Source organism: Kiloniella laminariae (genome assembly GCF_027214005.1).
GTDB classification, from domain to species: Bacteria; Pseudomonadota; Alphaproteobacteria; order Kiloniellales; family Kiloniellaceae; genus Kiloniella; species Kiloniella laminariae_A.
This window is the reverse complement of record NZ_JAPWGY010000011.1, coordinates 41404-62468: the sequence shown is the minus strand read 5'-3', so window position 1 is coordinate 62468 and position 21065 is coordinate 41404. Positions and strand designations below refer to the sequence as shown.

Sequence of the window (21065 nt, the reverse complement as noted above, 5' to 3'; positions counted from 1 at the left end):
TCTAGGCTTGTCCTGTTTTTCGCAATAAGAGCTCTTGTGCTTGTGTTGGGAGAAACATGTGCATTTAGGCGCTTGTTCTCAGGGCAGGGTGAAATTCCCGACCGGCGGTAACTTGCATAGATCCTGATGATTTCAGGAAGACGCAAGAAGCCCGCGAGCGCCCTTGGGTATTCAGAGTTCTTTTGGAATTTTGAAAAACCAAGGGGTCAGCAGATCCGGTGAAAAACCGGAGCCGACGGTAACAGTCCGGATGGGAGAGGATAGGCGGAACGTCCAGGTGGAAACATCTGTGCCGTTCTGGCGCGTGCGTGGCAAAAACGGCTGGAGCGATCCTGCTGGTGAACCACGACCTTTCTGAACACGCCCTGATTCTGGTTTACGCCGCTTTTGTTAGGAGTGACAACCATGAATCAGATCGCAAATGATCATACCCAGACCCACCAGTCTTTGCTGGCCCAGTTCGGCACAGCCTATGACCGTGTGGAAAAAGCTCTCTCGGCCCTTCGGGCCGGACAGGGCGTTCTTGTCGTCGACGACGAAAGCCGGGAAAACGAAGGTGACCTTATCTTCCCGGCAGAAACACTCACCAATGAACAGATGGCCATGCTGATCCGTGAATGCAGTGGCATTGTCTGTCTTTGCATGACAGATGAAAAGCTGCGCGCGCTGGATCTGCCACAGATGGTCAGTGACAACAACTCCTCCATGGGCACCGGTTTTACTGTCACCATCGAAGCCAAGGTTGGGGTGACCACAGGGGTATCAGCTGCTGACCGGGTGACCACAGTCAAAACAGCCATTGCCGATGACTGCAAACCCGACGACCTGGCCCGTCCCGGCCACGTCTTCCCTTTACGAGCCATGCCGGGCGGCGTCCTCGCCCGCGAAGGCCACACCGAAGCCACCTGTGATCTGTCACGCATGGCTGGCTGGAAGCCTGCCGGGGTGCTTTGCGAAGTAACCAACCCCGACGGCACCATGGCCCGCCTGCCCGAGATTATTGCCTTTGGCAAGCTGCACGGTTTTCCTGTTGTATCGATTGAAGACATCATTCTCTATCGCAGACGAGAAGAGTCCCTGGCAGAAAATGACCGGGTTTCAACTGCACAGGCCATCGCCGTTTAACATCACAGTTCTCGGTTGATTATACCAAGACAAAGGCTCCTTAACCGGGGCCTTTGTTTTTTCAATCACAAAGCAAGATTCAGATATTTCCCTTCACCCCGCCCCGGCATCCTCCTCTTGCCATCCAACAGGATTAAGACAGAGGAAATATCTATGGCTATTCAAGAGAAAAGCGCCACCATCAGGTTTGTTGCCATGCCAAGTGACAAAGCACGGGCTTATCAATCGGGAACGGCTGATGAAAACGGACAAGAACCGGAAGTTCACATTTCTGATGGTGAAGGCAACCCCTGTCGCCACTGCCTGAAATATGTGGCCAAGGACGAGCAGGTTTTACTTCTGTCCTACCGCCCCTTTCATCGCAAACGACCCTTTGCCGAGACAGGGCCGATATTCCTTCATGCCAATAGCTGTGAACGGGCGATAGAAAGCGATGTTGTACCTGAAGTGCTTGAAGGGCGGGATAGCATTCTTATTCGCGGATATGATGTTGATGAACGGATCATCTATGGCACCGGAGAAATCGTCTCCAGCCAAGCACTCAAAGCACAATGTTTGAAGTTGTTCGAGCAACCAGATGTGGCTTATATCCACGTCCGCTCTGCTACAAACAACTGCTATTCCTGCCGGATCGAACGCGGGTAACTCTCAAAGAGCATGCCGTATAAAAAAAACAGCCGGGTTTTATCAAGCCCGGCTGTTCTCCTTCAACTTAAATCTGGATTATCGGTTAAAGACAAGTCCTCCAAGGAACTCCTTGGCATCAGCAGCGGAGTAAAGTTCACGCTTGACACGATCACAAGTATATCCTTCCAGCAAATCGCTTGCCCCGGGAACATCATAGGTCTTCGTTCCTTGTTTGGCGTCCCGGGCAAACCAGAAACAGGTACCAGCTCCGAGTGGAGAAGTGAAACTGTAACAAGAAAACCCAGAACATTGAACTTCGGAAATTTTATCAAGGTTAACGGTATTCAGAAATCCCCATAGATGGATATCTTCTTTGCTAGCGGTCGGATCTGTTGTCCAATATTGGTAGGACTTAATCGGCTGATAATATAACTCTGCACTTTTGTTTGAGGAATCCCATTCCCAATGACTACTGTAATAATATCCTGTACGACTATTGGTCATACGGCGCTCACAACCAGAATCACCTAGTTTTGACATTACATCTGGACTTAGATTAACCGGACATTCACCGATTGAAAGTTCTAACCCTTTTTTCCTGTCAGCTTCCGAGGTGGTCTGGCAGCCGGCAAGAGCCGCGGCAATCAGAATAAATAACCCGAATTTTTTATACATATACATAACCCCCATCACACATTATTGCCGATAACAAGCTCACGCTATCGGCCTGCTGCCTGATCTTGATAGTGTTCCTTGATATTTGGGTCCCCATTCCTGCAGGGCACCACTCCGGAACAGCTAAAAAGACAAAGCCTGTTTTGTTTTATTTGAGGAGGCAGTGAACAATAAATTGATAGAACAAACAAAAGAAAAAACCACCATGGCGTGATTTTTTTTATCCTTTATTACTCTGTATCGGGAATCATCAATCAGAAAGACCAAAGCTGAACAAGACCCAGGATAATATCAGGGATGCCAGGAAATCTGCCCAGTCGTCCAGATGCAGCCGGGCGCTACTGAACCAGAACCCAACCGCCTTCAGTTTGTTTCGGCAGCATCGCATCCAGATCCGGATCCAGCGGCAACTTGAAATCTGTCGCTGACAGAATTCGTCCATCGCCGGCCCGCAAGAGCTTAAGGTTGACATAGACCGTATCCACACCAACGGAATAGGTTCCGGTCAGAACCGCCTGGGCATCCTGACGCCCTGCAAGAAAAGCCAGATCGCGCGAAAGCATAAGCTCCCCTTGGGCAGGGCGAACAGCAAGGGAATCCCGCATTTTCACTTCTGATACCGCGTATCCCAGCTGGGCAATCCGCCCGGAAAGCTGTTCTCCGACGGTCCGGCCAAAAGTCGAGCTGGTCTCAAGCGCATCAATATTCACAATCGAAGCGACAAGAACCGAAGCATTCCGGTCAAGCGGCTGATTTGAACTGTAAACGAGGGTATCTGCCGCATTATAGACTTCAGGCAACAGTTTTTCTCTGCTGGTGATCGTATGTTCAGGCTTGGGTTCGCTATAGACATTAAAATATTCGGGAGCACAGGCAGAAACGCCCAGTAACAGTAATGCGGATACAGCAAATTTATACATTACGGATCTTCCTTCTCCCCGCGATACAGGTGTCTTCTGATGGTTACCCTGCATTCTGGAATTCTGTTGTCTCATCTAACCCGGGGCTTTTACCCGGTAACTATTGCGTCACAATCGCGATTGGCCGGACTTCAAGCGGTTGGTCAGCCGTGGTACCCGTGCTGCGGATTGGCCGATCAGCGGGCGTGCTTGTCATATAGAGCGAAAGCTCTTCCGGCCTGATATAGAGAACTTCGGATTTCTGGTGCAACAATTCATCCCCATGAACCACTGCAGTGGTCAGGACCATCTCCGCATTGGTCACAGCCCCATTACTGACCAGTTCCTGAAGCAAAGCCGCGGCCCCGATCCCTGCGCCAAGGGTAGAAAGCCTGCCCCAGTTACCATATTCAGTAATGCCGATGGCTGTTGCGATCCCGAATATGGAATAGGGGGACGCAGGCAAACGCATCCCTTCGTCATCGTAGAAAAAGCTCTGAACCTGATAATTAACGATAATCGCCCCTTTGGGAGAAGTCACCACAGGCACACCCTGTTCCAGCAATCTGGTTTCCAGTATCCGTTTAAATGCCCGGCTAAAGGGCATATCTACCGGCCCGGGCTGAATGTAGAAGGGTCTGGAAGAGACATACCCCGGAACAGAAACACCACCTGTATCACTGGTAACTTCATCTGGATCATCTAGAGATGCCACCTGGAAGTCAGGGACAGCAGCAAGGTCGGATGCAATCCGGTCAGCTGCCCGTTCCCCAAGCAGGTTCCAGTCGTTCCAGGTCAGAACCTTATACTGGCTATGCTCCGTTCCTGTGGCCTGATCGCGCGCGACCCAGGGCTTTGCACAGGCTGACAGGGCAAGACTGGCAAGGGCCAACATGATCACAGCAGGCTTCAACATAAAGCTCTCCACTTAACAAATTCAGCACACAAGAAGACTATTTCAATCATCCGGTTACTGCTTCTGTTTATCGGAAAACTCTTTCTTTAGCGTTAATAAACCCTAAATATTAGCTCAAATAGTCTGCTATAGCTGATGGACCTTCAGTTGACGCCCCCTTCGGGAACCCACCCGGTCTGCCACTGTTCAAGCGGGGCCACAGTTGCCTTTTCCCCGTTTTTAAAAAATGAACTGTCGACTGACCATTTTGATCCTTTTTCGCGGCCCTGTGGATCAACCTGTTCGATCACCGCTGTTGCATGCAAAATGTTCCCCGACACCCAGCTCCGCAAAACCGGTCTGCGCAGCTCATGATGTTGTAACAGACCATCACGTTGTAACAGACCGATAAAGTTGCTGGCATTCACTGCTTCATCAATGCAATCGAGCTGCCTGTTGCCAACACCATCCATAAAGGTTCCTGCCCTGTCGCCGGAAGTCCCGTTTTGCTTGCCAGCATAGTCTTCCAGTTTTCCGACAGCTGTCGCAAGAGCAAAACGTTCAGCCTCGGGGTCCAGATCCTTGTCCTTGAACATCGCCTGAATTTCGCCCCACTGGCTCTCATCCAGGTGAATCTCTCCCTTGAAAGTACAGCCATGCCCATAACAATATCCTATCTGCCCCGGCGTATAGCTGCTCGAGAGATGAGACAGAGCTTTCTCTGATGGTTTCGTTACGCTGCAGGCTGCCAGAAGCGGCAAGCTGACCAAAGCAAGAACAAGCAGATTTTTTGGCAAGGCAAACTCCAACAGACAGGCTATCACAGTCTTTGATCTGCCTTTGTTGAAAGCAGAACATCAGACACACTTGATGTCCCTTAATACCGGATCAGAAAAAGAAAATACCAGCTGGTAATGCCACCGGAAATTCTTTTTTGCAACCTTGGCTGAAAGCCTTTCATCAAGCTTTTACAAGAAACCCGGCTCCAGAAACTGGTCTGGTTCAGCACGATTACCCCCTGTTTTTTGCTTAAAATCTGGACAGTTCTCTTTAGATAAGCTAGGAGCAACCTCATCTATTCAATTGCCTGCTGCCGCGCGAGGAAAAGACCATGAGCCCACTACAGATCCCTGCAGAAATTCCGGTACACGCTGACAATCGTGACCTGATGAATGCCCTGCTCATGATCGCCCAGCGCGCGGGTGAAATCGTTATGGAAGTCTACAATCGCCAGGGCGAGATCGAAGTTCAGACAAAGGATGATGCTTCCCCGGTCACAGAAGCAGATCAGGCCGCAGAAGCTTTTATCCTCGGTGCACTGAACACCGTTACCCCGGATATTCCGGTGGTTTCTGAAGAAGCCGCCTCCAAAGGCGAAATCCCTTCAATTGATGACGGGCTTTTCTGGCTGGTTGACCCGCTGGATGGCACCAAGGAATTTATCAACCGTAACGGCGAATTCACGGTCAACATCGGCCTGATCGAAAACGGTGTGCCTGTTGCAGGTGTCGTGCATGCTCCGGCCAAAGGACAGACCTGGGTTTCCGCCGATCTTTGTGTGTTCTTCGAAGAAGGCTACGAACCTATCGTGGCACAGGTGCGGTCTATCCCCGAAGAAGGTGCAACTGTTGTTGCCAGCCGCCGTCACGGTGATAACGATGATCTCGCCGCCTTCCTTGAAAGCCGCAAAGTTTACGAGCAGATTTCTGCCGGCTCCTCGCTCAAGATCTGCCTGATCGCTACAGGACGCGCCGATCTTTACCCCCGTTTTGGCCCGACAATGGAATGGGATACTGCCGCAGCTCACGCGGTCCTGCTCGCAGCAGGTGGACATCTCAGTGATGCCGATGGCGATCCACTGACCTATGGCAAACATAATTTCCGCAATCCGTATTTTGTCGCAGAAGGCGAACATCTGGATGCGGGTTTTGACCTGTTTGAAGATGACGCCGATGAAGAACAGGACGAAGCCTGAGCTGCAGCGCCTATCCTTAGCTAAACGACCGGGGCCTTACCATGACAGCTACTCGCTCAGGAACGTATGACAACATCATCACCGCAGACACTGCCGGATTTGATCTTGCCTGCGACCTGCTCCGCGCTGGTGGTCTGGTCGCCTTTCCTACAGAAACCGTCTATGGCCTTGGGGCAGATGCCACCAACGGCAAGGCTTGCGCAGGGATTTACGAAGCCAAAGGCCGGCCCAGCTTCAATCCGCTGATTGTTCATTTCTCTGACAAAGCTGCAGCAGCCAAACGTGTTATTTTCACCAGTCAGGCCGAGAAGCTGGCCCAGACCTTCTGGCCCGGCCCGCTGACACTGGTTTTACCCCGCCAGGAAAATTGCGACATCGCCCCGATTTGTTCGGCCGGACTTGACAGCCTGGCCGTTCGGGTTCCCGGACATCCACTGGCGCATCAGCTGCTCGAACAGATTGGCCTGCCCCTTGCCGCCCCCAGCGCCAATGCATCAGGCAAGATCAGCCCAACCACTGCGGAACATGTTGCCAGTTCTCTGGGCAACAGGGTCAGCTGTATTATCAAGGGCCCTGCCTGTACGGTCGGGCTGGAATCAACTGTGATCGACCTGACAGGTTCAGCCCCGGTTTTGCTGCGCCCCGGCACCCTGACCAGAGAAGACATCGAAGCGGTTGTCGGCCCAATTCTGCTCGGGCAGTCCCTGATGGAGTGCAAAGCCGAGGAACTTTCAGGGACAGAGATAACCACAACTGGCCTCAAATCACCCGGGCTGTTGAAAAGCCACTATGCACCGCGCCTGCCGCTCCGGCTAAACGCCCGTCATGTTCTGGCTGATGAAGCTCTGCTTTCCTTTGGCTCCATCGTGCTGGCCGGGGCCGCCGTGACCCTGAACCTCAGCCCGGCAGAAGACCTGCGCGAAGCTGCCGCGAACCTCTTTGCTGCCCTGCACGAACTGGACAGCAGGACGGATATTGCCGGAATTGCCGTTGTTCCGCTCCCCGAACATGGCCTCGGACTGGCCATCAACGACAGGCTGAAACGCGCTGCAGCGCCACGCTGATCCAACAAGTTTCAGATTGCCCTGACTGTATCATCAAGGTACCGGATCAACTGTTTACGCCTGATGAAAAAGGCCAACCAGAGAACCAGACTGACAGCGACGGCAATCAACATCGGAGTAACCAGCCCCCGTGTAACAGCAAAGGTTCCGAGCAAATAGGTCCCAATTCCCCCAGTCAATTCGGTCAACATGAAAACACTGCCCATTGTCCTGCCCCGCATTTCCTCAGCAACGGACAATTGGATAAGCGAAATTGTTCCTGTCCGGTGAAATTCGCCCGTTATCCCCAGAACAACCGCGCCTGCAACGGCCAAATACACATTTCCTGCCAAGAATAATCCAGCAATACAACAGATATAAACCAGAAGCGACCAGAGGATTTTATTGGTTCCTACTGCTTTCACCCCCTGATAAGCAAGCCAAAGGGCTGAAAGTGTAGCCCCCACCCCGAGAGAAGACAGGATTAGGGAAACACCTTCTACCCCCATTCCAAGAATCTGTTCGGCATAGGCCGGGTTCAGGAAGTAAAAACTTGATCCTAGAACATCCCCTACCAGTAACAGTGCCAGCAATCCGAAAATACCGCGATGCTGACGAAGATAATCAGCCCCTATGGCAATATCTTTCAAGACACTATTCTGGCTCCTCTCCGGCTTGACATACTCTTCAGGTGTTTTCAGCAGCATTGCCGAGCCTAAAAACACAACATAGCCCAGCGCATTGACAGCAAAAGCCAAAGAAACACCATAGACACTGATAATCCAGCCTGCGAGGACTGGTCCTGCAAAAACGGCAAACTGGCTATAGGAGGAATTAACGGCAATTGCTGAAGAAAGTAGAGACTTATCAACAAACCGTGGAAGCATACCATACATGGACGGAACACTCAGGCTGATAATAATACCGTGAATGAAGACCATCAGCGCCAACACCCAAATTGTCAGATCGCCATTCAGGGCAAGGAAGGCGAGAACCAAGGCATGCACAAGAGCCAATACATAGGCGATCATTAAAATCCGGTAACGGTCATAACGATCTGCAAGCACACCACCAAAGGGCGTAAGGACGACATTCGGCACAATGTCAAGCAAGGCCATGGTCGCCAACCAGCTGGTTGAGCCCGTCAATTCCCAGGTGAACCACGACACAGCAATAATCTGGACAAAGAAACTGATCCAGGATGCAATCGAACCAACCGAGAAAATTCGAAAGTTGCGATCAGCAAAGGCTTTCCCTATCCCCCCTAACAGGGCTTGTTCTGCCATGATCCCTTCCTTGTATTCAAATCAAACAAAATCAGATAACAGGTTCATTTGTATTAATGACTTCTTCAGTTTTTCGGGGTCGATGAAGTGAACTGTTTCAAAGCCCAGATCTTTCGCCATCAGAATGTTATCTGCCCGGTCATCAATAAAGACACAATTCTCAGCTGTCAGTGAAAAATCCGTCAGCAAGCGTCGATAGATCGCCGGATCAGGTTTGGCAAGTTTCACTTCGCCGGATACCGTGATCCCGCGGAAGTGTTGCAGAAAGGGAAAACGTTCCTGGGCAAAAGGGAAGGTTTCCGCTGACCAGTTGGTCAGGGCATAAAGCGGCACTTCAGCGCTATGAAGTTGTTCCAGAATCTCCACAGTGCCCTCAATCTGTTCGCCCAGCGTTTCAGGCCAGCGGGTCAGCAACGCCTCAAGAGGGGTATGATACTGTGGAAATTTATGTTGCAGTTCGCCAATAACATCCGCAAAGGCTTCCCCGGCGTCCAGTCTGTGATTGGCTTCAAAGGTAAAGACAGAGCCGAGGAACCGCTCCATTTCATCCGCATCATCAAATATCGTGCCATAGAGATATCGCAGATTCCAGTCTACCAGAACACCGCCGAGATCAAATACGACTGCTTTTGCCATTATAAAACTCTTTCCCTATGATCCAGCTGATGTAAAGCTTCGTATCTGATAGTGTAATCCGGCTGGTATTAAAACCGGGTCATGGAAAATATTACATCAATATCAACCATGGCATTTAAAGATGATTTAATTTTCAACAGATTATCCCATAGAGCAATATATTTTTCATGACAATGCCCGGCCCCGTTATTCACTGGTTTCGTCGCGATCTTCGGCTTGCAGACAACCCCGCCCTCACCGCCGCAGGCCAAAATGGTGCTCCGGTCATCCTGCTCTATGTTCACGATGACATATCAGCCGTTGACTGGACCGCTGGAGCCGCTTCGAACTGGTTTCTTCATCACAGCCTGGAAAACCTGAACCGGGATCTTCTGCCCTATGGCAACCGGATTGTTTTTCGCAAGGGATCTGCTGTCAATGTTATTCGCGATCTGGCGGTGGAAACGAAAGCCAGTACTGTATTTTTCACCCGATGCTATGAACCCTGGGCCGCAGAAGAAGAAAAAATTCTGGCGCACGAACTCAAGGCATCCGGGATTGCCGCCCGACGTTTTGGTGGAAATCTACTCTTCGAACCGGAAAGTCTGAAAACCGGGTCGCAGCAGCCCTTCAAGGTCTACACCCCTTTTTACAAGGCCGGTTTGAAGCAGCTCCAGACTGAAGGCATCAGACCCCGCCCCGAGAAACTTCCGGCTCCTGCAAACCTTCCCTCAAGTGATGACCTCCGCAGCTGGAACCTTTGTCCGACAAAACCGGACTGGAGCACCGGACTGGCAGAGAACTGGCAACCGGGAGAACAGGGCGCAGACGCCGCGCTTGAGAATTTCATCGAGGAGCATCTAAACCGCTATTCCTCTGATCGGGATCGGCCCGGCATCAAAGGAACATCGCGCCTGTCACCACATCTGCATTTTGGGGAGATCACTCCCCGCTCCTGCTGGCAACGCACCCTGAGCAAATGTGTTATCGAAAACGGCTTCCCCTCACAGGGGGCCGAGGTTTTCCTGAAAGAACTGATCTGGCGGGAATTCTCTCATCATCTTCTTCATCACACCCCCGATCTTCCATCCAGACCTTTCCGGCAGAAGTTTTCAGAATTTCCCTGGCGCAAGGATGAGGATCAGCTTGTCGCCTGGCAACGCGGTCTGACGGGCTATCCTCTGGTTGATGCAGGCATGCGCGAACTCTGGCACAGCGGCTGGATGCACAACCGTGTGCGGATGATCACCGCTTCTTTTCTGATCAAGCATTTGCTGATTGACTGGCGACAGGGACAGAAATGGTTCTGGGATACACTGGTTGATGCTGATCTCGCCAACAATGCAGCGAGCTGGCAGTGGGTCGCCGGTTGCGGTGCTGATGCCGCACCCTATTTCCGGATTTTCAATCCCGTCCTCCAGGGAGAAAAATTCGATCCCGATGGTGTATATATCAAGCGCTGGGTTCCCGAACTGGGCAATCTGCCTGCAAAATACATTCACGCCCCCTGGCTGGGCCCCGAAAATGTGCTGAAACAGGCTGGCGTGACACTGGGCAAGGATTATCCCCGCCCGATTGTTGATCACGCAGCGGCACGCAATCGGGCACTTGCCGCGCTCAAGTCGTTATAAACATCTGCGAATAATAACCCTATGGGGAAAATCAAAAGCTTTGATCTGGCGCTTGGCCCAAAAGCACACTAGATTTAAAATGAAGCTCATCCTGCTTCTAAACCTTTATAAAAGCTCCAGTTCTGTCATGGCTCCTTCTTCAACCCCGGTTTCACTTCCCGCATTGCCCGATGGCTTCCTCCCTGCCCTGAAGCGGATCGTGGGCGACAGGGGGCTTCTGACCAAGGCTGAAGGAATCCTGCCGCACGTAACGGAACAGCGCGGACGCTTTGTCGGGGCAACGGCCTGTGTGGTCAAACCCGGGACAACAGGAGAAGTCGCACAGGTTATAAAGCTCTGCCAAGATCACGACATTGCGATTGTCCCACAGGGCGGCAATACCGGGTTGGTCAGTGCCGGGATTGCCTTTGCCGAAGATCGGGCGATTATCCTTAACCTCAGCCGTATGAACAAAGTCAGGAACCTCGACCCACTGAACAACACCATGACTGTCGAGGCTGGCTGCATCCTGCAGAACATTCAGGAAGCAGCTGCCAAGGCTGATCGTTTCTTTCCGCTGTCTCTGGGGTCGGAGGGCAGCTGTCAGATCGGCGGCAATATCGCCAGCAATGCCGGAGGCATCAATGTCATCCGTTATGGCAACACCCGTGCACTGGTCCTCGGGCTGGAGGTTGTAACAGCTGATGGCGAGATCTGGGACGGCTTGCGATCCCTGCGCAAGGACAATACCGGGTATGATCTCAAACAGCTGTTTATCGGCTCGGAAGGAACACTCGGGGTTATTACCGCTGCCGTGCTCAAGCTTTTCCCAGCCATGAAGGAACGCAGCACCGCTTTTATTGGTCTCCGGCAACTTGATGATGCCCCGCCCCTGCTCGGCCTTGCCCAATCGCTCATTGGTGAAGCGCTCAACTCTTTTGAGCTGATCCCCCGTATTGCTTTGGACTTTGCCTTGAAACACGGACAGGACATTACTGATCCACTGGGGCAACCCTACGACTGGTATATTCTGCTGGAAGCCAGCGCCGGAACCCCACAGGCAAACTTGCCCTTGCTGTTCGAAAGCTTTCTCGAACAGGCGCTTGAAGCAGGCCTGATCCATGATGCTGCCTTGGCGCAAAACACGGCACAGGCCGACAGTTTCTGGCGTTTGCGTGAAAACATCACCCTTTGCCAAAAGGCCGAGGGCGGGTCGATCAAACATGATATTGCTGTCCCTCTTTCAGCAATCCCGGCCTTTATCAGCAAGGCCAATGCTGCGGTAGAATCTTATCTGCCCGGTATCCGACCCTATCCCTTCGGTCATATCGGCGATGGCAACATCCACTATAATCTCAGCCAGCCTCCGGGCATGGATATAAATGATTATCTCGCCCACTGGGACAGGCTCAATCGGATTGTCCATGACATCGTGGTCGACATGGGGGGAAGTATATCAGCGGAACACGGCATTGGCCGGGTCAAACTGGAAGAAAACCTCCACTATAAATCGCCTTTGGAAATCAGGATGATGCAACAGATCAAACAAAGCCTTGATCCAAAAAACCTGATGAACCCTGGCAAACTTTTGCCCGTTTCCCCACGATCATGATCATTAGAGAATTCAGGCAGGAAGAAGCGGAAACCCTGTTCCGGCTTTTTCGCGACACGGTGCGTCAGGTCAACATACGCGACTACAGCCCGGCACAGATCGCTGCCTGGACCGGGGGAGAATTCACCCCGGAAGGGTGGCTGGAAAGAACAGCCAGCTACAGGATATTTGTTGCAGAAGACAAACAGGATACGGGGAATATTGCCGGGTTTGCCGAGCTGGATATCGATGGTCACATCGACTGTTTCTACGTCAGCCACAGACATCAGGGCCAGGGGACGGGCAAGTTGCTGATGCAAAAGCTGGAAGACGAGGCTGTAGGTCAAAAATTGCGCCGCCTCTATGCTGAAGTCAGCATCACCGCGCGCCCCTTTTTCGAAAAATTGGGTTTCCAGGTTCTTGCTGAACAACAGGTCGAACTTCGGGGGGAAAAACTGATCAACTTCCGTATGGAAAAAATTCTCTAAGCGGCAGCTCAGTTTCCTTTGTTTGACAATTATGCAGAATTTTCTTGAATAATATGAATTGCGCACAATATAATTACTAACAATTAATATTATTCATGCCAACAGGAGCAAAACATGACACCCGAAAAAATTCTCTATACCGCCCGCGCCGAAGCAACAGGTGGACGCGAAGGCCATATCAAGTCTGATGACGGTGCTTTGGATCTGGCCCTGACAACCCCGAAAGAGCTCGGTGGCGCGGGTAATTTCGGCGTAAACCCGGAGCAGATGTTTGCTGCAGGCTATGCTGCTTGCTTTATTGGTGCCCTCAAGGTTGTTGCCGGGCAGGAAAAAATCGCCCTGCCCGCAGATACAAAAATTGCCAGTGAAGTTGGTATCGGGCCGATCACAGGCGGCTTTAACATCACCGCTTCGCTGAACATTTCCCTGCCCGGCATTGAAAAGGCCAAGGCAGAAGACCTGATCGCGAAAGCGCACAAGGTCTGCCCCTATTCCAATGCCACCCGCGGCAACGTCGATGTAAAACTGAGCCTTGCCAGCTAAGGAAACATCCCCAAGTACGGCGTCAGGATTGGAGCAAGGATATCGGCAGATATCGATTGATATCTGTTGATGTTTCAATCCGAAGCAGGTCGGGGGGAAATCCCCCTTTCCCCCGACCTGATTGTAACCTATTTTTCAACGACCCTTTCCGGGAGTTCTTTTCGACCCGGCTTATATGTGACCAGAGATACTTAAGACAGATAAACATGCCTGAAAACCAAAAGATATCCTGCCTGGAAGAACAGCTCTGCTTCGCGCTCTATTCCAGTTCCCAGGCAATTATCAAAAAATACGGCCCCTTCCTGTCTGCGCTGGACATGACCTATCCTCAATATCTTGCCTATCTGGCTCTGGAGCCCAAGACACAGATCCCGGTCAAGGAACTGGGAGAATTGCTGCATCTTGATTCAGGCACCCTTTCCCCGCTGCTCAAACGCATGGAAAAATCCGGACTGGTAACAAGGGAGCGCAGCAGCGAAGACGAACGTAAAGTCATGGTTGGTCTGAGTGCAAAAGCACGCTCCCTTGAAGGCAAGATCGCCGAAATGCAACAGGCCGTTGCCTGTTCCAGCGGCCTTGACCTCGAAACATTTCAACAGCTGCTTACCCAACTAAAACAGTTGAACAATACACTGCGCCAGAACGGAACATAAAGCCCTGATGAATTCACTTGAACTTTATAAGATCAGGTATTCATTTTCGGCGGACTTTTTGCCCGGCTTTTCCACAAGGCACATTCTCAAAGGTATTCATTGTTCGGCTTTTACGAAAAGCAGTATTAAATTACACTATATCCAGCTAGATACACTTTCTATATCCAGAACGGACATTTTTTCGACCCTTTTCAACCCAAGAAAATATCGGAATGCCTGACCAACTTTTTGTTCTCGACCGAAATAGTGAAGAGTCCCTGCAGCTACAGATCCGGCGACAACTGGTTAACGGTATTCTGGGCGGGAGCCTGCCGCCTGGGGCTGCAGTCCCTTCAAGCCGCAAGCTGGCCACCCAGCTAAAGGTCTCACGCATCACCGTTACCCAAGCTTATCAGGCATTGATTGATGATGGTTTTCTCTCCAGCAGGGAACGAAGCCGTATCTGCGTCAGTGACCGACTGACATTGCCAAGCCATTCTCCATTCGAAACAGAAAGCCCCCCCCCTTCCGCTATTGCAACAACTGATTTCTCAACCCATCTGAGACGACAACCAACCCGTCAGGCCAATATCGAAAAACCGGCAAACTGGCGTGACTATCCCTATCCCTTTGTCACAGCACAGGTCGACAAGGCCCTGTTTCCCATTACAGCCTGGCGGGACTGTTCCCGGCAAGCGCTGAGCCTTAACGCAATGGCTGACTGGACCGAGGACCGTCTGGGAACAGATGACCCTTTCCTGATCGAACAAATCCGCACGCGTCTCCTGCCTGCCCGGGGGATACATGCCCGTGAGGATGAAATCCTGGTAACTGCGGGGGCGCAAAACAGCCTCTTTATGCTGACGCAGCTTTTTCTTAACAAGAACAGCCTGGCCGGTGTAGAGAACCCCGGCTACCCCGACCTGAGAAACATGATCGAGTTAACAGGGTCAGCCATGCGCCAGCTGGAAATCGATGATCAAGGGCTGATCCCGGATCAACAGCTCACTGGCTGTGATCTGCTCTACATCACACCAAGCCACCAATTTCCCACCACTGTCACACTGCCTATCGAGCGACGACGCGCCCTGTTGGACAAGGCCGAGCGGGAAAATATCATTATTATCGAAGATGATTACGAACCGGAACTGAACTTTATCGGCACGCCGACACCCGCCATAAAATCCCTGGATCAATCAGGACGGGTTATCTATGTCGGCAGCCTGTCAAAATCATTTTTCCCCGGTTTGAGACTGGGCTATCTCGTGGGTCCTGCCCCCGTTATTCGTGAAGCCAGAGCACTGGCGCGCCTGATGCACCGCCACACCCCAACCAATAACCAGCGAACCATGGCTCTCTTCCTTGCTTTGGGCCATCACGATGCCTTACGCAAACGCCTGCACAGAATTTACAAAAGCCGCTGGTTGGAAATAACACAGGCTTTGGAGGCTTCCGAAATCGGTTTTCATGTCCAGCCAGCCTATGGCGGCTCCAGCATCTGGGTCAAAGGACCACAAGATCTCGACAGTAATGTTTTACGGGATAATGCCTTGAAACAGGGCGTCGTCCTTGAACCCGGGAATGTCTACTATTCTGGTGACAATCAACCCAGATCAAATTTCAGACTGGGCTATACAGCGATCGAGAAAAAATTTATTGGCGAAGGTATCCATCAACTGGAAAAAGCGACAAGGCAAAGCCTGAAGCAGAATTAAAATACAGGTCTGATTTTTACGATTAATGAAAGACAGAGACGAGAGGAACCGGTGCAAGCTCTTCTTCATCCAGCAGGACAGTCATTGGGGCAGTCTCGCAATGGTCCTCAAGATCATCAGCGTGCATAAAATAAGACAGCATGCCCATGCCCATAAAAGAAGTAGGACGAGGTGATCTGGAAACCATTGTCTCTGCGTTGTCGATACTGTCTTGATCCCCTTCGTCTTCAGCACAAAGATCGGCCAAGATGCGGGATCCGGCCTCGGTCATGCGCAAGGCCTGATTAAGATCAGAAGATTTATTCCTTGTGGCGTTATCGTACAGGATCGAGTTGGCAAGCATGCCCTGCAGGTTGTGAACTCCCTGTTCGGTGTGCTCAGGCACATAGAGCAACTCTTCCTCCATCTCGAGGAAGGTTTTCCCATCAAGGCAGGTTTCAGCGTAATTCATTTCTTCGGCAACAGCGAGCATGACAATCTCCGTACAAGCTGTGCTATTTTAGGAAATTAAATCTAAAATTTACGTTAAATATTTCTTGACAAAAATTAACCATAAAACAAGGTTCTGGAGACCAAACCACCCGATCAAACTTTAAAGCTTTTTTAAGCTCAGTAAGTTACCTATGTGTAATACAAGACTGTAGAAAGAAAGACTCCCGGCAATGACTGACTCAAATGAAGACCGCAGATCTTTCCCTCGTGCCGAAGTTGTTATGGCTGGCAGTATGAAAGGAAGTTATGATCGCCGGGATTGCGCGGTAATCGATATATCCCTTACCGGCGCCAAACTTGAGCTGGATAAACCGCTGGACAGTAAATCAATCCAGACAATCAGGTTCTCGCAAACCACCGCTTTGAATGTCTCCGTTGCCTGGCACAAAGGCACCAGTGTCGGCGTCACCTTCACCGACGACCCACATGATATTGCAAATGCGCTTGAACGCCTGTTGCCAGACAGTTGCTTTGAGCCTTTCAGCAAATCATAATTTATTCTGTCTTTTGACCGATTAGTTTTTTATCAGACGCAGATACAGACCGCTGCCAGACCAGACCGTTTGGGGCGACAGTTTTCTGTCCGTCCCCTACTGGAGAAAAACGAACCTGCGAGCTGGTCACCCCTTTTGTCTTGTGTGGGGTGGGCGCCTCACAACCCCTCCAGCTTCTCCAGCAGCCCTTTAAATACATCGAGAGCAGGATCCATAGCAGCTGGGTTCGTCTCAATTTTGCCAGCTTCTTTCTTAGAGTCCCCAGCGAGCGTTATTATTTCAGTATCCTCCGCCAGGTCTTCGCGGGAAACGTCACCAATATCCCCGACACAAGCAGAGATCTTGGAAAAAAGCTCGCCCGGATTGATCGGTTTTGAAACATATTCATTCATTCCCGCATCCAGACAGAGTTCCCGGTCTGTCTCCATCGCATTCGCTGTCATGGCAATAATCGGAATTGTCGCCAGGGCCTTGTCAGATAACGCACGGATTTTTCGAGTGGCTTCAAGCCCATCCATCACCGGCATCTGCATATCCATCAGCAGAAGATCAAAATTTTCACCGGAGGTAACCGTATCAAGTGCCTCCTGACCATTCCCGACGACATGTGCCTGATGTCCCGCTTTGGCCAGCATGCTCACAGCCAGTTTCTGGTTTATCCTATTGTCTTCCACCACCAGGATTTTCAGGTTTTGCTTCTTCAGAGCAACTTCCCGCAAGGAGAAACGTTTGTCCGTTGTCGGCTCATCGCGTTTGTCAAAGGCAAGGCGCAGAAAGTTTTGTAATGTACTGTGGTTTATCGGCAAAGCCAGCGTACCATGATAGCCGAGCCCTTTGGCCCAGAGCTGGATCTCGCTGGATTTATGCTGGATAACAAGGGCAGAGTAGAAGGTCTTTTGCTTGCCCAGTTTTTCGAAAACAGCCGACAGGGCCTTCAGTTCGGCATTACCGCAGTCATCACTGGCCAAGAACAACGAGATATCCTGCTGTTCAAGCATTGAAATTGCTTTTCTGCTTTCATTCGTCACCTCGACACGGATACCCGCCTCTTTCAAATAGCGACAGAGATGTTCGGTACAAAAATTATTTTCCATATAAAGCAGGGCAGAATCACAGCCGAGTTCCTCCTCGGGCTTTACCGTCCCAATCAGCTCAATATCCCGTGTCGATTTATTCAACTCGACCGTAAACCAGAAGGTACTTCCCTGCCCGATCTGGCTTTGGATCCCGATTTCTCCCCCCATCAGGTGGACAAGCTGTTTACAAATAGCCAACCCCAGGCCTGTCCCGCCAAACTTACGGGTCGTAGAGGCATCAGCCTGGGTAAATTTCTCAAACAGATGTTTCTGGACATCCTCGCTAATTCCGATTCCTGTGTCCCGGATCTCAAAACGAAGCCTCACCTTATTACTCTCGACGGGCGTATCTTCCGCAAAGACATTTACACTGACCCCGCCCTGTAGTGTAAACTTCATGGCATTGCCGAGCAGATTAAGCAGAATTTGGCGCAACCGCCCACCGTCAGCGACAATATGTCGATCAAGATCAGGCGGCAGATAGGCCGATATTGCCAGCTCCTTGTCGTTCGCACGCGAGGCAAGCAGGTTCAGGCTTGATTCAACAATTCCGACCAGATCAACTTCGGATACCGACAGTTCCATCCGACCGGCCTCGATCTTGGAAAAATCAAGCACATCATCAATAATGTTCATCAGAGCCTGGCCCGACTCATTGATCATCTTGGCAAACTCGTACTGTTCGGGATCAAGCGTGGTTTCCAGCAACATCTCCGCCATCCCCATAACACCGTTCATCGGCGTTCGGATTTCATGACTCATGGTCGCCAGGAATTCGGATTTTGCCTTGTTGGCTGCTTCGGACAGATCCCGTGCAACACTGAGTTCTTCTGCCATATTTGCCAGTTCACCACTTTGGGTTTCCAAAGCCTCGTGTGCCATCTGCAGATCGTTCAAATTCTGTTCAAGAGCCAGTTCGGCATTTTTATGCTTGGTGACATCCAGCAAAATACCATCCCACTGCGCCATACCAAGATCATTGTGGCTTAATTGGGCAATCGACCTCACCCAGCGGGGTTGGCGATAGCTCTCGGGGTCTTGCTTGAATCGCATTTCAAAGTCGAGCCGTTGCGTCTCAGCACCGGCTTCGGCCATAGAGGTCAGCCAGTGCTGATAATCATAGCCATCGAGTGCCGTCGCCAGAAGATCAGGATTGATCTTGATCGAACTGGCACTGATGCCCGTAATTTTTCTGATCCCGTCACTCACATAGGGAAAAGAGATCTTTCCCTGGTCATCAAGGGTCAGGCGATAGACGGCACCCGGCAGGTTCGACGTCACTGCCTGCTGGAATTCTTCGGCAGCGCGTCTTTCAGTCACATCGCTAAACGTCAGAACCATTCCGTTATCAATAACCGGGCTTCCCGAAACCTCGAGAAACTGGCGGTTGGACATATGTAAAGGCAGAAAGAAAGGTTCCCCGCGGATCAGTAAATCCAGCAGACTTTCATCCTGTTTCTGCTTGCCTTTCACACCATAATCCCGGCGGCCTTCGATTTGTTCGATAATTTTATCGATGCTGACGCCAATCGGGAAAGCTTCAAAAGAAATACCGAGAATGCGATAAAACAAAGGATTGTTCACAGCGATGATGCGTTGGCCATCAATCATACAAACCCCCTGATCAATGGTATTCAGGGTTGTTTTCAGGACCGAGTAATGGCGGGAAATTTCATCGGCACGCTGTTTAAGATCTGATATATCCCGCCATGAAATCAGCTGTCCTTCCTCGCCCAGTGTTATAATCGGCGTGATCGTGACTTCAACAGGGTATTCCTGGTCAAAGGATGAACACATAGTCCACTCAAACCGGCTTATTCCTTCGGCCAGTGCCTTGTCTGTCATGGAAAGCAGCTTGAAAGAAGAACGTTCTCCATCTGCCTGGAATTCAGGTGCAAGATCTTCCATTTGCAAGGACAGCAACTCGGCTTTGTCCTTACAACCACTCATCCGTACAGCGGTCTGATTACAGTCCAGAAAACCGAGCTTCCCTTTGAGTAGAAGTGCATCAGAAGAATGCTCAAACAAGGTTTTGAAACGTTCTTCGGTAATAACCCGGTTTGTGACCTCACTCGCGCTACCCCGATAGCCAAGAAACTCCCCTACCTCGGATAACAGGGGAACACCACTGATATTGATCCAGATCGTCTGTTCAGTGACATCCAGACTGCGACAAAGCAGATTTCTAAAAGATTGGCGCCGCTTCAGGGCGTGCAGGATTTCCCCTGCATCACTTTTATCATCTTCAATAATAAGGCTGGCAATTGGTTGGCCGAGATATTCTTTATCCGCGCGCCCGGTAATTTTGGTGACTTGGGGGCTCACAAAACACAGGCGCAGATTTTCATCGCTCTCCCAGAGCCAGTCGGAAGCAACATCAGAAAAAGCCTGTAGTCGGGTTTTACTTTCAACCAGGGCATGATTAACCCGGTGCAGTTCACTCGAACGCAGTTGCGATAAACGGGCAAGATGGAAAAGTCCGGTCAACAGAAAGGTTAATAACAACCCACCCAGAAATCCCCAGGCCGGATACTGGCGACGGTTTTGATCAAGAACAGTTTCATTTGGCCAGACTTCTATATTCCAATGCCTGTTTCCAGGAAAAGGCAAAGGAACAGATTGCTTGTAAGCAAGTCCAGCGTCGCTTTTCTCGGTAAGCTTATAGTAGAGCTGCTTGTCCCCATCGAGAATTGAAATCGAATAGCCTCTGTTGCCGAGTGACTTGGTTACAAAATCAAAATAAACAGGGAGTTCGATAATTCCGGCAATCAAGCCGTTATAGTGGCCCTCAAAATTAAGTGGAAAATCAACAATAATCGCGTTACCGGACTGCACCAGCTCGATGGCCCTGGAAACATGCATCCGCCCCTTGCGGGCATGGTTCTTGATATCATTGCGACGCCATTCAATTTTGTTAAGGTCAAGTCCCAAGGCACTTTCATTACCCTTTAGGGGAACAACCCATTGAATGATATTTTCTGGATCAACCCATTCAACGGCCCGGAACCCGGGGAAATCCTCGATGATTGCCCGGGCATCGTGATCCCATTTCCTTCGGTCAAGCTCACCTGAAATATGAGAACGTTGGGCAAAGCGTTCCAGGACATCAACCCGGCTATCAATCCCGTTGAGGATCTGTTGCCGGAAAAGAGTAGCTTCATAGGATGCATTCCGATGAAGTGTCTCCTCGTTGATGGTATTGAGAAAAAACCACAGGGAAACACTGGCACAAACACCCGTCAACGCGACCAGAAAGGTCGCAGCCTTGGTCAGTTTCATCAGCA

19 protein-coding genes and 1 riboswitch are annotated in these 21065 nt (G+C 50.9%); of the genes, 11 read left to right on the top strand and 8 right to left on the bottom strand.

The window, feature by feature from the left end; all coding sequences use genetic code 11:
* Positions 1 to 70 precede the first annotated feature (70 nt).
* A riboswitch (FMN riboswitch) is annotated at positions 71 to 266 on the top strand.
* Between the two features lie 139 nt (positions 267 to 405).
* Both ribB and O4H49_RS18850 read left to right on the top strand, forming a co-directional pair.
* On the top strand, positions 406 to 1125 hold the full coding sequence (gene ribB / locus O4H49_RS18855) for a 3,4-dihydroxy-2-butanone-4-phosphate synthase (protein ID WP_269424998.1): 720 nt from the start codon (positions 406 to 408) through the stop codon (positions 1123 to 1125).
* A 153-nt stretch (positions 1126 to 1278) separates the two neighbouring features.
* Entirely contained in the window at positions 1279 to 1770 is a 492-nt protein-coding gene (locus O4H49_RS18850; protein WP_269424997.1) for a DUF1203 domain-containing protein, read from the top strand.
* A 78-nt stretch (positions 1771 to 1848) separates the two neighbouring features.
* Here the strand turns inward: O4H49_RS18850 and O4H49_RS18845 are convergent, their stop codons facing one another.
* From O4H49_RS18845 to O4H49_RS18830, 4 genes are all read right to left on the bottom strand, one after another.
* Positions 1849 to 2427 (bottom strand): hypothetical protein, encoded by a 579-nt coding sequence (locus O4H49_RS18845; RefSeq protein ID WP_269424996.1) that lies wholly within the window; start codon positions 2425 to 2427, stop codon positions 1849 to 1851.
* A 338-nt stretch (positions 2428 to 2765) separates the two neighbouring features.
* On the bottom strand, positions 2766 to 3347 hold the full coding sequence (locus O4H49_RS18840; protein ID WP_269424995.1) for a FlgO family outer membrane protein: 582 nt from the start codon (positions 3345 to 3347) through the stop codon (positions 2766 to 2768).
* A gap of 100 nt (positions 3348 to 3447) precedes the next feature.
* Complete coding sequence (locus O4H49_RS18835) at positions 3448 to 4242, bottom strand: hypothetical protein (RefSeq protein WP_269424994.1); 795 nt, start codon at positions 4240 to 4242, stop codon at positions 3448 to 3450.
* Positions 4243 to 4385: 143 nt separating this feature from the next.
* Positions 4386 to 5018, bottom strand: coding sequence for a hypothetical protein (locus tag O4H49_RS18830; RefSeq protein ID WP_269424993.1), 633 nt, complete (start codon positions 5016 to 5018; stop codon positions 4386 to 4388).
* A gap of 314 nt (positions 5019 to 5332) precedes the next feature.
* Here O4H49_RS18830 and cysQ point away from each other — a divergent pair, with 314 nt between their 5' ends.
* The gene (gene cysQ / locus O4H49_RS18825; RefSeq protein WP_269424992.1) at positions 5333 to 6196 is read left to right on the top strand and encodes a 3'(2'),5'-bisphosphate nucleotidase CysQ; all 864 of its coding nucleotides are present in this window, start codon (positions 5333 to 5335) and stop codon (positions 6194 to 6196) included.
* 41 nt (positions 6197 to 6237) lie between these two features.
* The gene (locus O4H49_RS18820; protein ID WP_269424991.1) at positions 6238 to 7260 is read left to right on the top strand and encodes an L-threonylcarbamoyladenylate synthase; all 1023 of its coding nucleotides are present in this window, start codon (positions 6238 to 6240) and stop codon (positions 7258 to 7260) included.
* Positions 7261 to 7271: 11 nt separating this feature from the next.
* Here the strand turns inward: O4H49_RS18820 and O4H49_RS18815 are convergent, their stop codons facing one another.
* Positions 7272 to 8525, bottom strand: a complete 1254-nt coding sequence (locus tag O4H49_RS18815) for an MFS transporter (protein WP_269424990.1) — start codon at positions 8523 to 8525, stop codon at positions 7272 to 7274.
* A 21-nt stretch (positions 8526 to 8546) separates the two neighbouring features.
* Positions 8547 to 9161 carry an HAD family hydrolase gene (locus O4H49_RS18810; protein ID WP_269424989.1) on the bottom strand — a complete coding sequence of 205 codons (615 nt, stop codon included), beginning with the start codon at positions 9159 to 9161 and terminating at the stop codon, positions 8547 to 8549.
* 167 nt (positions 9162 to 9328) lie between these two features.
* Between O4H49_RS18810 and O4H49_RS18805 the strand changes: the two genes are divergently transcribed.
* From O4H49_RS18805 to O4H49_RS18780, 6 genes are all read left to right on the top strand, one after another.
* A complete protein-coding gene (locus tag O4H49_RS18805) occupies positions 9329 to 10771 on the top strand; it encodes a cryptochrome/photolyase family protein (RefSeq protein WP_269424988.1) in 1443 nt (480 codons plus the stop codon).
* Between the two features lie 127 nt (positions 10772 to 10898).
* Entirely contained in the window at positions 10899 to 12362 is a 1464-nt protein-coding gene (locus O4H49_RS18800) for an FAD-binding oxidoreductase (RefSeq protein WP_269425011.1), read from the top strand.
* Positions 12359 to 12829, top strand: a complete 471-nt coding sequence (locus O4H49_RS18795) for a GNAT family N-acetyltransferase (protein ID WP_269424987.1) — start codon at positions 12359 to 12361, stop codon at positions 12827 to 12829. Before O4H49_RS18800 ends, O4H49_RS18795 begins: the two co-directional genes overlap by 4 nt.
* 114 nt (positions 12830 to 12943) lie before the next feature.
* Positions 12944 to 13372 (top strand): organic hydroperoxide resistance protein, encoded by a 429-nt coding sequence (locus tag O4H49_RS18790; RefSeq protein ID WP_269424986.1) that lies wholly within the window; start codon positions 12944 to 12946, stop codon positions 13370 to 13372.
* Between the two features lie 206 nt (positions 13373 to 13578).
* Positions 13579 to 14025, top strand: coding sequence for a MarR family winged helix-turn-helix transcriptional regulator (locus O4H49_RS18785; RefSeq protein ID WP_269424985.1), 447 nt, complete (start codon positions 13579 to 13581; stop codon positions 14023 to 14025).
* A 212-nt stretch (positions 14026 to 14237) separates the two neighbouring features.
* On the top strand, positions 14238 to 15719 hold the full coding sequence (locus O4H49_RS18780; protein WP_269424984.1) for a PLP-dependent aminotransferase family protein: 1482 nt from the start codon (positions 14238 to 14240) through the stop codon (positions 15717 to 15719).
* A gap of 22 nt (positions 15720 to 15741) precedes the next feature.
* Here O4H49_RS18780 and O4H49_RS18775 read toward each other — a convergent pair whose 3' ends face one another.
* Positions 15742 to 16191, bottom strand: a complete 450-nt coding sequence (locus O4H49_RS18775) for a hypothetical protein (protein ID WP_269424983.1) — start codon at positions 16189 to 16191, stop codon at positions 15742 to 15744.
* Positions 16192 to 16381: 190 nt separating this feature from the next.
* Here O4H49_RS18775 and O4H49_RS18770 point away from each other — a divergent pair, with 190 nt between their 5' ends.
* Positions 16382 to 16705 (top strand): PilZ domain-containing protein, encoded by a 324-nt coding sequence (locus O4H49_RS18770; protein WP_269424982.1) that lies wholly within the window; start codon positions 16382 to 16384, stop codon positions 16703 to 16705.
* A 158-nt stretch (positions 16706 to 16863) separates the two neighbouring features.
* On the opposite strand, the gene O4H49_RS18765 is transcribed toward O4H49_RS18770, so the two are convergent.
* Positions 16864 to 21060 (bottom strand): ATP-binding protein, encoded by a 4197-nt coding sequence (locus O4H49_RS18765; RefSeq protein ID WP_269424981.1) that lies wholly within the window; start codon positions 21058 to 21060, stop codon positions 16864 to 16866.
* Positions 21061 to 21065: the final 5 nt, after the last annotated feature.

Excerpts from the sequence above, each read along its gene's own strand:
- ribB (WP_269424998.1), top strand. The coding sequence starts at position 406 with ATGAATCAGATCGCAAATGATCATACCCAGACCCACCAGTCTTTGCTG.
- O4H49_RS18850 (WP_269424997.1), top strand. The coding sequence starts at position 1,279 with ATGGCTATTCAAGAGAAAAGCGCCACCATCAGGTTTGTTGCCATGCCA.
- O4H49_RS18845 (WP_269424996.1), bottom strand. The coding sequence starts at position 2,427 with ATGTATAAAAAATTCGGGTTATTTATTCTGATTGCCGCGGCTCTTGCC.
- O4H49_RS18840 (WP_269424995.1), bottom strand. The coding sequence starts at position 3,347 with ATGTATAAATTTGCTGTATCCGCATTACTGTTACTGGGCGTTTCTGCC.
- O4H49_RS18835 (WP_269424994.1), bottom strand. The coding sequence starts at position 4,242 with ATGTTGAAGCCTGCTGTGATCATGTTGGCCCTTGCCAGTCTTGCCCTG.
- cysQ (WP_269424992.1), top strand. The coding sequence starts at position 5,333 with ATGAGCCCACTACAGATCCCTGCAGAAATTCCGGTACACGCTGACAAT.
- O4H49_RS18820 (WP_269424991.1), top strand. The coding sequence starts at position 6,238 with ATGACAGCTACTCGCTCAGGAACGTATGACAACATCATCACCGCAGAC.
- O4H49_RS18815 (WP_269424990.1), bottom strand. The coding sequence starts at position 8,525 with ATGGCAGAACAAGCCCTGTTAGGGGGGATAGGGAAAGCCTTTGCTGAT.
- O4H49_RS18810 (WP_269424989.1), bottom strand. The coding sequence starts at position 9,161 with ATGGCAAAAGCAGTCGTATTTGATCTCGGCGGTGTTCTGGTAGACTGG.
- O4H49_RS18805 (WP_269424988.1), top strand. The coding sequence starts at position 9,329 with ATGACAATGCCCGGCCCCGTTATTCACTGGTTTCGTCGCGATCTTCGG.
- O4H49_RS18800 (WP_269425011.1), top strand. The coding sequence starts at position 10,899 with ATGGCTCCTTCTTCAACCCCGGTTTCACTTCCCGCATTGCCCGATGGC.
- O4H49_RS18795 (WP_269424987.1), top strand. The coding sequence starts at position 12,359 with ATGATCATTAGAGAATTCAGGCAGGAAGAAGCGGAAACCCTGTTCCGG.
- O4H49_RS18790 (WP_269424986.1), top strand. The coding sequence starts at position 12,944 with ATGACACCCGAAAAAATTCTCTATACCGCCCGCGCCGAAGCAACAGGT.
- O4H49_RS18785 (WP_269424985.1), top strand. The coding sequence starts at position 13,579 with ATGCCTGAAAACCAAAAGATATCCTGCCTGGAAGAACAGCTCTGCTTC.
- O4H49_RS18780 (WP_269424984.1), top strand. The coding sequence starts at position 14,238 with ATGCCTGACCAACTTTTTGTTCTCGACCGAAATAGTGAAGAGTCCCTG.
- O4H49_RS18775 (WP_269424983.1), bottom strand. The coding sequence starts at position 16,191 with ATGCTCGCTGTTGCCGAAGAAATGAATTACGCTGAAACCTGCCTTGAT.
- O4H49_RS18770 (WP_269424982.1), top strand. The coding sequence starts at position 16,382 with ATGACTGACTCAAATGAAGACCGCAGATCTTTCCCTCGTGCCGAAGTT.
- O4H49_RS18765 (WP_269424981.1), bottom strand. The coding sequence starts at position 21,060 with ATGAAACTGACCAAGGCTGCGACCTTTCTGGTCGCGTTGACGGGTGTT.